Raw genomic sequence first — 16,731 nt, 5'->3', positions numbered from 1 at the left:
GTACAGTGTTATGGATAAGTTCATTCCGGTTCCATAGATATTATTTTAAGGTTCGACAAACAAGAATTATTAATCAAAAGTACAATTTCGGAAATCTATTACCATTACATAAATGTGTCAAAAAGTAGGATAAATACATTTAAAGATGTACATATGGAAATAAATGAAATATTTATCCTACTTTTTGACACATTCGTCAATATTCATTTCTTTATATTTGCAACATATATAAATTATCATGCTATGAAAAGGCTAATTTGTTTCATTTTTTTATTCTTCTCTTTTTTGATCCACCTATCTGCCTACGATTTTTTCTTTACTCAAATAGACGGCAGGATGGGGCTATCACATAATAATGTAAAAGCAATAATACAAGACAGCTATGGCTTTATGTGGTTCGGAACACGTAATCGCTTAAACAGATATGATGGAATATCATTAAAACAATTTGACTGCTATGATCCTCATTTGGGAAAACGCAATAATAATGTAGGTGCGCTTTATGAAGATACTAATAGAATATTATGGGTTGGAACCGATAAGGGAATATTTCTATTCGATCCTGTTAAGGAAACTTTTACTTTTTTTGATAACAAAACTGAAAACGGGATTGGTATTACAGACTGGATTGCTGACATTCAAAGTGATCCGGATAATAATATCTGGATTATATGTCCTAATAAGGGTGTATTCAAATATATAAGAGCACAAAACAAGCTGTCTCATTATACTGTTGTGGAAAACCTGAAACTCAGCGTGAGCAATCCTCAGTGTATGACTATTGAAAAAAACGGAAAAGTATGGATAGGGACAAATGTTTCGGGGGTCTATCTCTATGATAAGCAGAAAGACAAGTTTACACAGCAGCTTGGCAACAGTGACGGGAATAATTATTTGTCCGGGAAAAATATCTATACCATTTCACATGATAATGACTATATCATAATAGGTATCCATGAAAGCAAGCTTCTGAAGCTGGACAAGCGGCGGAATATAATTGTAGACATGAAGGTAGACGAAATCAATTACAAGATAATAAGGGATGTGCATGTATTCAACGACAATGAAATATGGGTTGCAACCGAGTCCGGCATTTTTGTTATCGACCAGAAACAAAATATTATCCATCATGCCAAAGAAGACCCGAGTAACTCGTATGCATTATCTGATGTGCTGACGGAGAAAATTTATCAGGATAAGGAGGGTGGTATCTGGATCGGTTGCAAATTTGGTGGCGTAAATTATCTTCCAAACAGAGTCAACAAATTTGAAAAATATTTTCCTACTAAAGAAAATACGCGTATATCGTCCAGACGTATAAGGGAAATAAAAGAAGATAGAGATGGGAGTATCTGGATTGGGACGGAAGATGCAGGAGTAATGCACTTCGATCCCGAAAAAAAAGAGTTCAAGGCTAAAAACGATCTTTTATATAAGAAAACGCTGGCTATTTACCCTACAGACGAAGAACTATGGATAGGATATTTCAAAAACGGGCTGGATAAAATAAACAAAAAAACGAACTCTGTGATCCATTATTCGAACGAAGACCTTGGGTTGGATGAAGAAAGCGTGGGGTCACTCTGTGAAGACCGGTATAGAAGAATATGGCTTGGAAACGGATGGGGGGTATTTGTTGCAGAGAAGGGAGATACAAAATTCAAGCGGATGGATATTTTCGGCTTCAACTATATATTCGATATAATGGAAGACTCAGATGGCTTTATATGGGTAGCTACCATGGGAAACGGAGTATTCCAGTACAATCCCAAAGATAATAAGATATCCCATTTCACAAATAATGGGCCTGGCACATTGAGTTCCAATTCGGTCAGCAATATTACGGAAGATCATCTGGGCCATATCTGGTTTGCTACCGACAGAGGCGGAATATGTGTATACAATAAAGGGAAGAAAGAATTTACCACCTACTCCATCAAGGAAGGTTTACCGGATGATATCGCTTACAAAATTGTAGAGGATCAGAAGCATAACCTCTGGTTTGGTACAAACCAGGGTTTAGTGCGCTTCGATCCGGAAACAAAAGCCATAAGGGTATTTACAAAAAATGACGGATTGTTGTCGAATCAGTTTAATTATAAATCAGCGTTATTCAGCAGTGATAATAAGCTATATTTCGGATGTGTCGACGGATTGATCGTCTTCGATCCCGAAAAATTCAAAGAAGAAAAATATACACCTCCTGTCTACATCACCAAGTTCTTCATATCGAATGAAGAGATCAAACCTTTGAGTCCAAACTCCCCTTTGGAAAACAGTATAATGCATACCTCGAAGATAGTGCTTTCACATAACCAGTCGAATATAGGTTTCAATTTTGTAGCCCTCAATTATAAAGCATCTCACTCTAACCTTTATGCCTATAAGATGGAAAATATCGATGACGGGTGGATATATACCCGTAACAATTATTCGGCATCTTATGCAAAACTACCTCCGGGCAAATATACCTTTAAGGTAAAAGCATCAAATAACGATGGAGTCTGGAGTGAGAATGTACGGACAATTGACATAGAGATACTGCCTCCATGGTGGGCCTCTGTATTTGCTATTATTGCTTATATCTTTTTATTTCTCATCATATCCTATCTTATCCTACGATACTCCTTAAAAAAATACAGGAAGAGAAATAAAGAAAAACAAAAACTGTTTGAAACAGAGAAAGAGAAAGAACTTTACGAAAGTAAAGTCAATTTTTTTACAGAAATAGCACATGAAATACGTACTCCGGTCACCCTAATCAATGGGCCGCTGGAAACGATTATGAAAACAGAAATAGCAGATAAGAAAGTCCGGCACAATCTTGAAATAATTGAAAATAATACCAAGCATCTGCTGAATCTTATCAATCAACTATTAGATTTCAGGAAAGTAGACAGCGATAGGTTTTCATTGCACTACAAAAAAATAGATTTAGATCGTTTTATCGAAGAAATAACGAAAAGATATGAAGGACAATGGACCGTCGGCAATAAAGAATATAATGTGATATATAATCCTGCCGGAAACCATATTATAGCGGATAAGGAAGCATTGACAAAAATATTCGACAATATGCTTTTGAATGCTATAAAATATTCATACAAGAAAATAGAGATGGAAATTTCTTTAGACAATACCTATTTCATTGTAAAGGTATCAAATGACGGAGAACTTATAAAAGACGAATTTAAGAATAAAATATTCGAACCTTTCTTTCAGATTAACAAGACTTACAGTGAGAACTCCGGTTCGGGCATAGGTTTATCACTTGCCCGGTCACTTGCCGAACTACACGGAGGATACTTACTGTATAATATTCAGGCCAACATGAATATCTTCACATTGAAAATACCTGTAAATCTGGAAGCCGAAGAGGAAAGTATAGAGGAAACAAATAATACAACACATCTAAACATTATACCGAAGAAATATAATCCCACAATCCTTATTGTTGAAGATAATAAAGATATGTTAGCTTTTATTGCCGAGTCTCTATCCGATGAATATATTGTCCAGAAAGCAAAAAATGGTATCGAAGCACAACAGATAATAGCATCTGTAAATATCGATATAATTATCAGTGATATTATGATGCCTGAGATGAACGGGTTTGAATTATGCAGCTATATAAAGTCTTCAACCGAATACAATCATATTATATTTATTCTGCTCACAGCCCGCAACGATCTGGAAAGCAAGATTAAAGGGCTGGAATTGGGAAGTGACGCCTATATAGAGAAGCCATTTTCACCAAGTTATCTCAAAACCATGATTGTCTCTCAGATAAATAACCGCCAGAGAGAATTGGAAATATTCAAGAAAAGACCATTTCTTCCATTGATCGACAACAGTATAAGCAAAGGTGATAATGAATTTATAAACAAGATGGTAGAAATCATCAATGAGAATATTAGTAATCCTAACTTCAATATAGAACAACTAACTGAAATTTTATTAATTAGCAGGTCGAGCCTCCATAGGCGTATCAAAGCGATCACGGATATGTCGACACTTGATTTTATACGGTATATAAGGTTACAGAAAGCAGTACAACTGATACATGAAGGGAAATTCAGGATCAATGAAATAGGCTATCTAATAGGTATAAATACACCTTCTTATTTCATCAAATTATTCCAGCAACAATATGGGATGACACCTAAAGAATATGAAATACAATACAATGACAACAAGGAGAACTTACAAGATTTCTTTAATCCTCCCCAATTTTATAAATAGGAATGGAAAATTAAAAAGTGCTCATGGATCAATTGAAAACAAAAATAGAGCCACCGGCATTCAGCACCTCAGCTGCCCCCAAACAAAAAAAAGTCCCTCACTGTTTAGTGAGGGACTTATCTTAAAAACGGCGGTAACCTACTCTCCCACTTGCGCAGTACCATCGGCACGACCGGGCTTAACTTCTCTGTTCGGAATGGGAAGAGGTGGAGCCCCGGTGTTATAACCACCTGAATATCTTCAGTTAACAGTTTACAGTTAACAGTTTACAGTATTAAATACCACAACCGTATGCCTTGCTGTCAACCGTGTAGGATTGACTGATGTAAAAGAGCGAGTATCGTTATCTTATATTCGTAATATAGCAAACCTCTGGTTTGTTGTTTGGCGTCAGTTAACATCATTCTGGTTACTGACACCCTTGAAAGCGTCCGGGCTATTAGTACTACTCGGCTATGACATTGCTGCCTTTACACCTGTAGCCTATCAAGGTCGTAGTCTACAACCACCCTTAATGGATATCTTATCTTGAAGTCGGCTTCGTACTTAGATGCTTTCAGCACTTATCCAATCCGGACTTAGCTACCCGGCGATGCTCCTGGCGGAACAACCGGCAGACCAGGGGTCCGTCCAACACGGTCCTCTCGTACTAGTGTCAGATCTCCGCAAATATCCTGCGCCCACGATAGATAGAGACCGAACTGTCTCACGACGTTCTGAACCCAGCTCGCGTGCCACTTTAATGGGCGAACAGCCCAACCCTTGGGACCTGCTCCAGCCCCAGGATGTGACGAGCCGACATCGAGGTGCCAAACCATTCCGTCGATATGAGCTCTTGGGAATGATCAGCCTGTTATCCCCGGAGTACCTTTTATCCTTTGAGCGATGGCCATTCCATACTGAAACCACCGGATCACTATGCTCTAGTTTCCTACCTGATCGACTTGTGGGTCTCTCAGTCAAGCGTGCTTATACCATTACACTCTACGAACGGTTACCAATCGTCCTGAGCACACCTTTAGAAGCCTCCGTTACTCTTTTGGAGGCGACCACCCCAGTCAAACTACCCACCATACACTGTTCCTGCATCCGCAGGTTAGATTCCAAACAATTAAAGGGCCGTATTTCAAGGATGGCTCCACAAGTACTGGCGTACCCGCTTCACAGCCTCCGGCCTATCCTACACATCAAGTGCCCAGAATCAATGTAAAGCTATAGTAAAGGTTCACGGGGTCTTTTCGTCCCATCGCGGGTAATCGGCATCTTCACCGATACTACAATTTCACCGAGATCACAGTTGAGACAGTGTCAAGATCATTACACCATTCGTGCAGGTCGGAACTTACCCGACAAGGAATTTCGCTACCTTAGGACCGTTATAGTTACGGCCGCCGTTTACTGGGGCTTCAATTCAATGCTTCTGATTGCTCATGACATCTCCTCTTAACCTTCCAGCACCGGGCAGGTGTCAGGCTATATACTTCTTCTTTCAAATTTGCATAGCCATGTGTTTTTGTTAAACAGTTGCCTTGACCTATTCTCTGCGGCCACCCTTACAGATGGCACCCTTTATCCCGAAGTTACAGGGTCATTTTGCCTAATTCCTTAACTGTGAATCGCTCGAGCGCCTTAGTATTTTCAACCCGACTACGTGTGTCCGTTTGTGGTACGGTTGCTATACAGATTAGCGTTTAGCGGTTTTTCTAGGCAGTATGCTTACCTGCATTATCTACGCTCCCGAAGGATTGTAGTACTATCAGTTTCAACTCCAAAGGCGGATTTGCCTACCTCTGTCTACGTCTACTTCCTTTAACCAAGTAATCCGTCACTTGGCAGCAGTGTCACTCCTGCGTCCCCACATAACTCTGTATAACAGTACCGGAATATTAACCGGTTCTTCCATCGGCTTCGCCGTTCGGCTACACCTTAGGGTCCGACTTACCCTGATCCGATTAGCGTTGATCAGGAAACCTTAGTCTTTCGGCGAGGAGGTTTCTCACCCCCTTTATCGTTACTTATACCTACATTTGCTTTTCTACACGCTCCAGAATACCTGACGGTACGCCTTCAACGCTGAGTAGAATGCTCCCCTACCGATAATATTTTATCCCATAGCTTCGGTAACATGTTTATGCCCGATTATTATCCACGCACGACCACTCGACTAGTGAGCTGTTACGCACTCTTTAAATGAATGGCTGCTTCCAAGCCAACATCCTAGCTGTCTTAGTAGTCATACTTCGTTAATTCAACTGAACATGTATTTGGGGACCTTAGCTGATGGTCTGGGTTCTTTCCCTCTCGGACATGGACCTTAGCACCCATGCCCTCACTCCCGGTATTAACTTATGCCCATTCGGAGTTTATCTGGACTTGATAGGCGGCGAAGCCCTCGCATCCAATCAGTCGCTCTACCTGACATAAGTAATTCGCCGAGGCTGCACCTAAATGCATTTCGGGGAGTACGAGCTATCTCCAAGTTTGATTAGCCTTTCACCCCTACCCTCAGGTCATCCGAAAGCTTTTCAACGCTTACCGGTTCGGTCCTCCATTTGGTGTTACCCAAACTTCAACCTGCCCAAGGGTAGATCACTTGGTTTCGCGTCTACTCCTACTGACTCAAACGCCCTGTTAAGACTTGCTTTCGCTTCGGCTGCGTACATCATTGTACTTAACCTTGCCAGTAAGAGTAACTCGTAGGTTCATTATGCAAAAGGCACGCCGTCACATTTTAATGCTCCGACCGCTTGTAGGCACATGGTTTCAGGGTCTCTTTCACTCCTCTGTTCGAGGTGCTTTTCACCTTTCCCTCACGGTACTGGTTCACTATCGGTCTCTCAGGAGTATTTAGCCTTACCGGATGGTCCCGGCTGATTCACACAGGATTTCTCGTGTCCCGCGCTACTCAGGATACTGCTAGGCTTCGGATATGATTCGTATACGGGATTATCACCCTCTATGATCGCTCTTTCCATAGCGTTCTACTTCAAATCGGTCTTGCCACGGCGCAGTCCTACAACCCCGCTATTGCCTAAACAATAACGGTTTGGGCTCTTCCCATTTCGCTCGCCACTACTCTGGGAATCATTTTTATTTTCTTTTCCTACGGGTACTTAGATGTTTCAGTTCCCCGCGTTTGCTCACTACATACATAGTGTAATATCCTCTTCGGATACTGGGTTGCCCCATTCGGAAATCCACGGATCAAGGGTTATTTGCACCTTCCCGTAGCTTATCGCAGCTTATCACGTCCTTCTTCGCCTCTGAGAGCCTAGGCATCCCCCATGTGCCCTTTCCTACTTTCTTTTTTCTATCTAACAAATAACCCGAAGATTATTCATTAGCAGGGTTTGATAGATTATTTCCATAATCTAACTTTACTTGCTCTTTTTTTACATCATGTCAAAGATCGTTTTTAAGTGTAAACTGATAAGTGTAAAGTGAAAAATATAATTTATATTCTTCGTTTTTCACTCTTCGTTATTCACTTAAGTTGTGGAGAATAACGGATTCGAACCGTTGACCCCCTGCGTGCAAGGCAGGTGCTCTAGCCAGCTGAGCTAATCCCCCGTAAGGTGATTTAAAGATTTCAAAATTTAATGATTGCAAAATTATTTGTGGAATCTTGAAATTTTTAAATCTTGGAATCTTGAAACCTCGCTGCTCTCGCAGCGATGTAGTCCCAGGCAGAGTTGAACTGCCGACCTCTACATTATCAGTGTAGCGCTCTAACCAACTGAGCTATAGGACTGGCTGTTCTCGCCTGAAACTGATTGCCAGCTTCTTGGTTTCTCTTGGTCAGTTAACAGTTAGCAGTAAACAGTAAACAGTATATTTCAACTGGTAAACCTGTACCTACTCCTGTAAACTGAGTATATGTTAAAACAACAACATCATTTAAGAGTGCAGTACCTTTCTTAAAAAGGACTACCTTGCTCGAACAGCATCTCCAGAAAGGAGGTGTTCCAGCCGCACCTTCCGGTACGGCTACCTTGTTACGACTTAGCCCCAGTCACCGGTTTTACCCTAGGACGCTCCTTGCGGTTACGCACTTCAGATACCCCCAGCTTCCATGGCTTGACGGGCGGTGTGTACAAGGCCCGGGAACGTATTCACCGCGCCATGGCTGATGCGCGATTACTAGCGAATCCAGCTTCACGGAGTCGAGTTGCAGACTCCGATCCGAACTGGGAGTGGCTTTGGAGATTAGCATCTTGTCACCAAGTAGCTGCCCTTTGTACCACCCATTGTAACACGTGTGTCGCCCCGGACGTAAGGGCCGTGCTGATTTGACGTCATCCACACCTTCCTCGCATCTTACGACGGCAGTCTTGTTAGAGTCCTCAGCCTGACCTGTTAGTAACTAACAATGTGGGTTGCGCTCGTTATGGCACTTAAGCCGACACCTCACGGCACGAGCTGACGACAACCATGCAGCACCTACATACATGCCATTGCTGGCTTACATCTTTCAACGTAATTCATGTACATTTCAAGCCCGGGTAAGGTTCCTCGCGTATCATCGAATTAAACCACATGTTCCTCCGCTTGTGCGGGCCCCCGTCAATTCCTTTGAGTTTCACCGTTGCCGGCGTACTCCCCAGGTGGATTACTTATCGCTTTCGCTTAGTCACATACGGTATATCGCATACAACTAGTAATCATCGTTTACGGCGTGGACTACCAGGGTATCTAATCCTGTTTGATCCCCACGCTTTCGTGCTTGAGCGTCAGTTATGGCTTAGTAAGCTGCCTACGCAATCGGAGTTCCTCGTTATATCTAAGCATGTCACCGCTACACAACGAATTCCGCCTACTTCATCCATACTCAAGACTCCCAGTTTCAACGGCAGTTTCGGAGTTAAGCCCCGAGATTTCACCGCTGACTTAAAAGCCCGCCTGCGCACCCTTTAAACCCAATAAATCCGGATAACGCTCGCATCCTCCGTATTACCGCGGCTGCTGGCACGGAGTTAGCCGATGCTTATTCGTACAGTACATGCAATAAGGGACGCGTCCCCCTTTTTATTCCTGTACAAAAGAAGTTTACAACCCATAAGGCAGTCTTCCTTCACGCGATTTGGCTGGTTCAGGCTCTCGCCCATTGACCAATATTCCTCACTGCTGCCTCCCGTAGGAGTCTGGTCCGTGTCTCAGTTCCAGTGTGGGGGACAAACCTCTCAGTTCCCCTATCCATCGTTGCTTTGGTGAGCCGTTACCTCACCAACTGGCTAATGGAACGCATGCCCATCTATAACCGATAAATCTTTAACAAATATCTCCATGCGGAGCCCCTGTTTTATGCGGTATTAGTCCGAATTTCTCCGGGTTATCCCCCTGTTATAGGTAGGTTGCATACGCGTTACTCACCCGTGCGCCGGTCGCCATCAAAGTATTGCTACCCTATGCTGCCCCTCGACTTGCATGTGTTAGGCCTATCGCTAGCGTTCATCCTGAGCCAGGATCAAACTCTTCTTTGTATATTCTTTTTTTTAACCTTTTGATCCTGTTCAAGCGTTTTTATTTTACTATTGGGTAATAGTAATTGACGGTAGCACCTTTTTTTACTATCTCTAGCTTTTTATCCAAACCCCAAACTTAACCAGGGTTCAGACTGTGTACTACACTCTATAATGTTGTTATTTCATAATCTCAAAGATCGCTTTCTCTACTCCCATAAACTCCCCGCTGCCGAAGAGCCTTTTAGTGGTAAAGCGGGTGCAAAGATATGTAAATAATCTTTACCAAACCAAATATATCTGCAACAAATTTTTAATAAAAAGTAAACAAACTCACAATATGCTATCAATTAATATGTTGCAAAACATATTTTTTTCAGTACATCGTAATAAAAGTCGGCTTAATAACAAAGCCCAACCTTATACGTTGCCTATGATGATTGTAATCCAGCATAGATTCACCATAGCCATTGTAGTATTGAAGGAAGAGATATTGATTGTCATCACTGAACAAACGTATTGAGAAATTCAGTTCTATATTCGCATTCAGATTCACTCCTCCTCTTTTTGTAACGACACATCCTATATTGTATTTTTTCTTAGGACTTGAGTATTCCATAGCCATAAGTCCCCAACCCGAGTACTTTACAATATCCTTATTATTTGTCCCATCCACAATTGGTATCCAGGCTTTTGTCTGGAGTGTCAAATGATCGTCCAAGGTAAAATAAGTCCCGAAGGATACTTTATTCCAACTACGGGAGTCTGTGCCATCTTTTCCATTCGACTCATGCTCAAACTGAAAGGTAAGCGTTCCCAAAAACCTATTATTGCGCACCAACGCTTTCCCTATTCCAAGTGTCGGATTATAGTTCAGATCCCGAAAGGGAAAAGAATCCTGGAAAACATCCCAAAACGCTTTTTGAGTATATGTAAGAAATGCATATGTTTTGAATGGCAACGTACTATTCGTAATCCTGTGCATAATACTAACCTGAAATTTAGCATCGGAATTGTATTTCGTTGGCTTACTCAGCATCTGAGTCCCCACTATGAAATAGTTATCTTTGTATATTCCGAAAGATGGATTCGCATCAAATTTATTTATTATACTGTCTGCATTACTCAATTGCTTAGACGGACCGAATACAGAGCCTACTATAACATCTGTCTGATGAGAGATAAAAGAACCAACGCTAGCCGTACTATCTTTCTTTTGTTTTTCTACCTTGATAGTATCCTGCAAAACAGGTTCCTGAGAAGAAAGCCGGGTCAGCGCAAAAAATAAAAGCGTAAATAAGAGACAAAAACTCTTCATAGAATGCATTAATTATTTATTAATAAGCCGGGATAGCACTTCATATGCTATTGGGCAAGTCGCTGAATTTTTAACAGTTAGCCTGTATATTTGTTCAAATCTTTTTCTATCCGTATGCGGATATTCCCTACAGGCCTTCGGGCGGGCCTCATATATTGAACAATAATTGTCCGGCAAAAGGAAAGGACAAGGCATCGACTGAAATACATAATCGCCATCCTCATCTGTTCTCAGGTACCTGGCGACAACTTCGGCTGACTTTATCCGCAAAGCCTTAGCCATACGTTCTATATCCTTATCATAGATAGCGGGGCCTAATGTCCTGCAACAATTGGCGCATGACAAGCAGTCTATTTCGGCAGATACATCTTCATGCAATTGCTGAACAATTGTATCCATCTTCATCAAACGCTTCTTATTCTTCTTATAATATAGCAGAAATGAGGATTCTGCTTTTTCTGCTAATAACTGCAGATTTTCATATTGTTTCATTCATTCTATCTTCAACACGCGTTATCTCTCCTATTAATGGTACCCTCATCCTAATCTGAATATCTTCTTTTTCATATTTGTGTCCGACCAAAAACATAAGCTTTGCTATAGCTGTTTCGAAAGTAGCATCAAATCCACTTACCGCCCCGGCTTTAAGCAATTCGCGCCCTGTTTCGTAACGATGCATATCAACCATACCTGTATTACATTGAGTAATGTTTACTATTACAACGCCTTTTTTTACAGTTTCGCGTATGAGACGAATAAACCAGGGAGACAAAGGTGCATTTCCCGAACCATAGGTTTCTATAATAATAGCCTTTATATTCTTAAGGGTCAGTATAGTCTCTACTGTTTGCCTGTTAATTCCGGGGAATAGTTTTAAAGTTGCAATACGTGTATCCAGCTGATAATGAAATACTGTCTTTTTATCATAATCGGGCTGGTGTATGACCTTTTTATCATACCTTATTTGTATCCCCGACTTTCCCAGGTTGGGATAATTATAAGATTTGAACGCGTTGAAGTTATCCGCATTTACTTTAGTTGCGCGATTACCACGCAACAGGTCGTTTTGAAAGAAAATACAGACTTCGGGTACTATCGGATTTCCCAGCACATCTTTATCGGCTGCTATTTCTAGCGCTGTGATAAGATTTTCCTTTGCGTCGGTTCTTAATTTACCAATTGGTAATTGTGCTCCTGTGAGAACCACCGGCTTTTGAAGGTTTTCAATCATAAAACTCAGTGCAGAAGCCGTATAGGCCATTGTATCTGTGCCATGCAAGATGACAAAGCCATCGTATTTATGATAATTATATTCAATTGTCCGCACTATCTTTTTCCAATGTTCCGGAGTGATCTCCGATGAATCGATAACCGGATCAAATACAATATGATCCACATGAAAACGAAAACGCTGCAATTCGGGCAAATGGCTATTCAAATGAGTAAAATCGAATGGTTCAAGAGAACCTGTGACCGGATTTTCGACCATTCCGATTGTTCCCCCGGTATAAATCAATAGAATATGAGCATTTACATCTATCATGTCAATTTGCAACTTTTGAATATGTAAAAATAATGAATTTAATAATATACAATATAATTTTGTCAACTATTTAGAATAAAACCCCATATTATCCGCTACAATCCCGACAAATTGATTAAATGGAAGGTCCAGAACCGAAGAAACAGTCTCATATATCTTACAGATAGAAACTTCAGACATATCCGTTTCGCAAAATAGGGAATCCAGTGGGATATGCCGTATTCCACCCTCATTAAAGAACTCTCCTACAGAGAATTTAAAGCCAAACTGCACAAGTTGCTTCGTTTGCTCCACATTTCCTCTGTATCCATGAATAATCCACGGAATATCGGATTTATACTCTTTCTGTAAAGCAATCAGAATATCCCAGGCTTTTACGCAGTGAATTATCAATGGCTTACTTATGTTCATCGCCAACTCAATCTGCCGCCTGAACACCTGTTCCTGGACTTTCATATCAGGGCCTTTCAATTTATCCAGCCCGGCTTCTCCAATAGCAAGAACCGACTTGTCCTGTGCAATTTCATTTAACCGGGCCAATCGCTCTCCTGCATTATCTGCATCCCAGGGATGTATACCACATGAGAACCGGATATTATCAGGTGTCAAAATCTCCTCTTCAAAATCTCCGGGGGAAGTATTCAGTATATATTGTACCTTATATCCGTTGATCTCTTCCCGACCCGCTTTATGTGTATGAATATTGTATAGGCACATATCTTTATCTCTAAATTAAAAACGAGGTTACTCCTCTTTCCGGAAAAACCTCGCATTCATTTATCTTTTGTTCATCTGATTTTATCGGATAAGATTGATAAACTCCTCGCGGGTCTTTGCCTGATTAAATACTCCGGTGAAGTCGGAAGTGGTAGTCGTAGAATTCTGCTTCTCTACGCCCCGCATCTGCATACACATATGCTGGGCCTCTATCACCACCATGACACCGAGCGGATTAAGTGTTTTCTGTATGCATTCCTTTATCTGGAGGGTCATACGTTCCTGCACTTGCAGGCGTCGGGCAAAAACATCCACGACACGGGCAATTTTACTTAGTCCCGTGATATAGCCATTAGGAATATAAGCTACATGAGCCTTTCCCCAAAAGGGCAGCATGTGATGTTCGCACATGGAATAAAAATCAATATCCTTAACTATGACCATCTGCCTGTAATCTTCTTTAAAGAAAGCTTTTCTCAGGATTTCTTCAGGGTCTTCGTGATAACCTTTAGTCAAAAACTGCATAGCTTTCGCGACTCTTACCGGAGTGCTTATCAACCCCTCCCTGTCGGCATTTTCGCCCAACAGATTTATGATTTCCTTGTAATGCTTTGCCAGCAGCTCTATATTTTGTTCTTCTTGCATTGTGAAGATTTTTATCGTCTGATTTAAATTAGTGGTTTATTGTACCGTTTTTTTCACAACATCCGGCACAACATACATCTCCCGCCCGAAGGCCGGAAATATTTTCTTCATCTCCTTTAGCACTTCATCCGCATCCGCCCTGCTCGTAAAGTTCCCGACACGCAAACGCCAGAATGGTGACTGAAAGCTTACGATCGTTTCCAATTCGGGGAAAGCAGATCTAACCTGTGCCTGTTTCGATTCGGCTTCTCTCTTGGAGCGTTGTTGGTTATTGCCCGAAAAGACCTGAATCTTAAAGCCTCTCACTTTTGTGAAATTAGCCGCCGGGTCGATGACACCCAATATTTTTGCAGTATCTATAACAGCTACCTGACGAACTCCCAGTATATTCTGTACAGCTTCGTCCTGCATCACTTTGATATTTCCTTGTCCCCATTTAGATGAATTCAGTTCATCTATAATCGTTTTATTATCGTCCTGAGCTAAGGCATAGCCTGAAAACAGAGACAGGACAAGAAAAATATAAAGACTCTTTTTCATACCAATTTATTTAAGGTCGCAGACCTGTTTATTGTTCGTCAAAGTATAACAACAATTGACAGTTATGTTTTTTGGTACAACTCCAATTATGTTTCTTTTATTTAAAAGCAATTGCAGGAGCTGTTTCCAGCCCTGCAATTTATAGAGCCATATTAGAATCCTTCTATAACAGGGATAAATTTCTCCACATCGAGAGAAGCTCCTCCGATAAGTCCGCCGTCGATATCCGGACATGCGAATAATTCTTTTGCATTACCGCCGTTTGCGCTACCTCCATAAAGGATAGAAGTGTTATCGGCTACTTCTTTTCCGTACTTATCCGCAATTATCTGACGGATGTAGGCATGCATTTCCTGAGCCTGAGCTGATGTAGCTGTAAGGCCTGTACCGATAGCCCAAACCGGTTCGTAAGCTATAATGATTTTGGAGAAATCTTCAGCCGAAAGTTCGAACAATGCATCTACAGTCTGTTTTTTAACTACATCGAAATGTACGTTTTTTTCTCTTTCGTCTTTAGTCTCACCAATACAGAAAATAGGGCTCAGACCATTAGCCAAAGCAAGCAGGACTTTCCCTTTCAGGATAGCATCTGTTTCTCCGTAATATGTACGGCGTTCAGAGTGTCCCAGAATAACATATTTTGCACCGGTGGATGCTACCATAGCAGCCGACACTTCTCCGGTATAAGCTCCTGAAGCTTTATCAGCGCAGTTTTGTGCAGCAACTCCCAGTTTAGTAGACGACGCAACGCCAGCCAGATGGATAAACGGCGTACCGATAATTACATCACATTTCAATGTTCTACCTGCCAAGGCAGCTTCCAGGTCTTTTGCAAAAGCGACTCCTTCCTGTAAGCTCTTATTCATTTTCCAGTTTCCTGCAACAATGTTCTTTCTCATAATTAAAGCGTTTTATTTATATTATTATACTGAATTTATTCTTCGGGTTCCTCCTGTGCTTCCTCCTTTTTCTTTCTCCGTCTGAAAAACAGGAAGTCCAGTCCTTTAAGACCGAGCAAAGGCAAAATGAAAACTGCACTTATATAAAAAAGGTTCTTTTTATCCCGCCTATCCGTATCTATTAACTGCCCATAAGGCAATTCTTCCAAAGGCTTTACCAACTCTTCTTCTGCAGGAACTTCGACATTCGCCCACTTATTGATTACCACCCCGTCTTTCAGCAATATCATTCCCGGGTTGGAACGCACAATGGTCTTTATAGCCCGTTCATCCATTGTACAGAATTTAAAATTGATAACGTTTTCTTTCGACCAGCGCAGTATTTCATCCGTAGTGGACGATGTTACACAATAGAATTTATATCCTCTGTAATCAGCGTAATTACTCACATCTTCATAGTCGCTGAGATACCATGTACTCATATCTTCGAGTGACGGGGAAAGCATCAGGAATACATAGCCGCTATCCGACAAAATATCATTCGTAATGTCGGTCCGGCCAATGACCCCGGTCTTCTTTGCATCAAAGAAGAGTTCAGTTATCACGAAATCCTTTATCTTTGATGCCACACCTTCTTTCAGCACTTTGGTTTCCATCCTGACAAAGACCCAGGTACTGTCTTCCCACGGATAATTCTCTTCCGTAAACTCTTTTTCCACTCCATCTTTTGCATAGACCAACATCGATACCTCTTCGCGGCCCTTGCCTTCTTCCACTCCCATTTGTTCGGGGATGGACGCCCCTATTTTGTACGGACGGAAGTCAAACAACGGCTCATATATATAATTACGGAATACAAATAAACTGATAAAAATAAGTATATATAGAAATGCCAGCCAGTAAGTCTTACCTGTAAAGAAGTTGCTGATCCTCTCGCAATACCGGAATACAATAATGGAACATATCAGCAGAACTATATTCTTATAAAACGTTTGCCAGTTGGTGATAACCAGTGCATCTCCGAAACAACCGCAATCTTCTACAGGGTCGGCAATAGCCAGATAAAGTGTAAGAATGGTCATAAATACCATAACCACCAATGTAAGGCGCGAATTCCAACGGCGGTAAAGCCCGAACAGCATACAGGCTCCCATTGCAAATTCGACTATGCTCTGCAAAGCCGAAAGCGGAAGGGAAAAGAAGGTAAGCGAAGAAAGATTAAACGCGGCAAAATAGTCATCTATCTTATATGCCGTACCATAAGGATCTACGGCTTTTACAAAGCCGGAAAAAATAAAGGTAACCCCGAGAATGACCCTGGAAACCTCTGTTAATATCTTTATCCCAATATCCTTCTTACTCATCCCC

At 41.4% G+C, this 16,731-nt stretch carries 9 protein-coding genes, 2 tRNA genes and 3 rRNA genes; 1 reads left to right on the top strand and 13 read right to left on the bottom strand.

The features are described 5' to 3' along the window. Window positions 1–243: 243 nt before the first annotated feature. Entirely contained in the window at window positions 244–4,242 is a 3,999-nt protein-coding gene (locus tag ACYQ3L_RS07270) for a two-component regulator propeller domain-containing protein (RefSeq protein ID WP_380001989.1), read from the top strand. 125 nt (window positions 4,243–4,367) lie between these two features. On the opposite strand, the gene rrf is transcribed toward ACYQ3L_RS07270, so the two are convergent. The 13 genes from rrf to ACYQ3L_RS07205 all read right to left on the bottom strand — a co-directional run bounded on the left by rrf (window position 4,368) and on the right by ACYQ3L_RS07205 (window position 16,727). Further along, window positions 4,368–4,476: ribosomal RNA gene (rrf, locus tag ACYQ3L_RS07265) — 5S ribosomal RNA — on the bottom strand. A 185-nt stretch (window positions 4,477–4,661) separates the two neighbouring features. Then, a 23S ribosomal RNA gene (locus ACYQ3L_RS07260) occupies window positions 4,662–7,548 on the bottom strand. A 190-nt stretch (window positions 7,549–7,738) separates the two neighbouring features. Further along, a tRNA-Ala gene (locus tag ACYQ3L_RS07255) sits at window positions 7,739–7,812 on the bottom strand. 107 nt (window positions 7,813–7,919) lie between these two features. Then, window positions 7,920–7,993: transfer RNA gene (locus ACYQ3L_RS07250), tRNA-Ile, on the bottom strand. A 202-nt stretch (window positions 7,994–8,195) separates the two neighbouring features. After that, window positions 8,196–9,722 (bottom strand): 16S ribosomal RNA (locus ACYQ3L_RS07245). Together the 16S, 23S and 5S rRNA genes with 2 tRNA genes alongside form the textbook arrangement of a ribosomal RNA operon. A gap of 355 nt (window positions 9,723–10,077) precedes the next feature. After that, entirely contained in the window at window positions 10,078–11,019 is a 942-nt protein-coding gene (locus tag ACYQ3L_RS07240) for a phospholipase A (protein ID WP_380000621.1), read from the bottom strand. Window positions 11,020–11,031: 12 nt separating this feature from the next. After that, the gene (locus ACYQ3L_RS07235; protein WP_380000623.1) at window positions 11,032–11,511 is read right to left on the bottom strand and encodes a YkgJ family cysteine cluster protein; all 480 of its coding nucleotides are present in this window, start codon (window positions 11,509–11,511) and stop codon (window positions 11,032–11,034) included. Next, window positions 11,498–12,562 (bottom strand): asparaginase, encoded by a 1,065-nt coding sequence (locus tag ACYQ3L_RS07230; protein ID WP_380000625.1) that lies wholly within the window; start codon window positions 12,560–12,562, stop codon window positions 11,498–11,500. Before ACYQ3L_RS07230 ends, ACYQ3L_RS07235 begins: the two co-directional genes overlap by 14 nt. 66 nt (window positions 12,563–12,628) lie before the next feature. Beyond that, window positions 12,629–13,279: a TatD family hydrolase gene (locus ACYQ3L_RS07225; protein ID WP_380000627.1), complete on the bottom strand. Its 651-nt coding sequence runs from the start codon at window positions 13,277–13,279 to the stop codon at window positions 12,629–12,631. Between the two features lie 81 nt (window positions 13,280–13,360). Continuing rightward, window positions 13,361–13,924, bottom strand: a complete 564-nt coding sequence (folE, locus tag ACYQ3L_RS07220) for a GTP cyclohydrolase I FolE (RefSeq protein ID WP_380000630.1) — start codon at window positions 13,922–13,924, stop codon at window positions 13,361–13,363. A gap of 36 nt (window positions 13,925–13,960) precedes the next feature. Then, complete coding sequence (locus tag ACYQ3L_RS07215) at window positions 13,961–14,464, bottom strand: SPOR domain-containing protein (protein WP_380000632.1); 504 nt, start codon at window positions 14,462–14,464, stop codon at window positions 13,961–13,963. A gap of 152 nt (window positions 14,465–14,616) precedes the next feature. Then, complete coding sequence (gene tpiA / locus ACYQ3L_RS07210) at window positions 14,617–15,363, bottom strand: triose-phosphate isomerase (protein ID WP_380000634.1); 747 nt, start codon at window positions 15,361–15,363, stop codon at window positions 14,617–14,619. Between the two features lie 35 nt (window positions 15,364–15,398). Then, window positions 15,399–16,727, bottom strand: coding sequence for a BT_3928 family protein (locus tag ACYQ3L_RS07205; protein WP_380000636.1), 1,329 nt, complete (start codon window positions 16,725–16,727; stop codon window positions 15,399–15,401). Window positions 16,728–16,731: the final 4 nt, after the last annotated feature.

It is taken from the genome of Dysgonomonas termitidis (assembly GCF_054657735.1).
Note: the sequence above shows the minus strand (reverse complement) of the source record. Positions and strands in the feature narration are given on the sequence as shown.

Coding starts and splice junctions, on each gene's coding strand:
- ACYQ3L_RS07270 (WP_380001989.1), top strand. CDS start 244: ATGAAAAGGCTAATTTGTTTCATTTTTTTATTCTTCTCTTTTTTGATC.
- ACYQ3L_RS07240 (WP_380000621.1), bottom strand. CDS start 11,019: ATGAAGAGTTTTTGTCTCTTATTTACGCTTTTATTTTTTGCGCTGACC.
- ACYQ3L_RS07235 (WP_380000623.1), bottom strand. CDS start 11,511: ATGAAACAATATGAAAATCTGCAGTTATTAGCAGAAAAAGCAGAATCC.
- ACYQ3L_RS07230 (WP_380000625.1), bottom strand. CDS start 12,562: ATGATAGATGTAAATGCTCATATTCTATTGATTTATACCGGGGGAACA.
- ACYQ3L_RS07225 (WP_380000627.1), bottom strand. CDS start 13,279: ATGTGCCTATACAATATTCATACACATAAAGCGGGTCGGGAAGAGATC.
- folE (WP_380000630.1), bottom strand. CDS start 13,924: ATGCAAGAAGAACAAAATATAGAGCTGCTGGCAAAGCATTACAAGGAA.
- ACYQ3L_RS07215 (WP_380000632.1), bottom strand. CDS start 14,464: ATGAAAAAGAGTCTTTATATTTTTCTTGTCCTGTCTCTGTTTTCAGGC.
- tpiA (WP_380000634.1), bottom strand. CDS start 15,363: ATGAGAAAGAACATTGTTGCAGGAAACTGGAAAATGAATAAGAGCTTA.
- ACYQ3L_RS07205 (WP_380000636.1), bottom strand. CDS start 16,727: ATGAGTAAGAAGGATATTGGGATAAAGATATTAACAGAGGTTTCCAGG.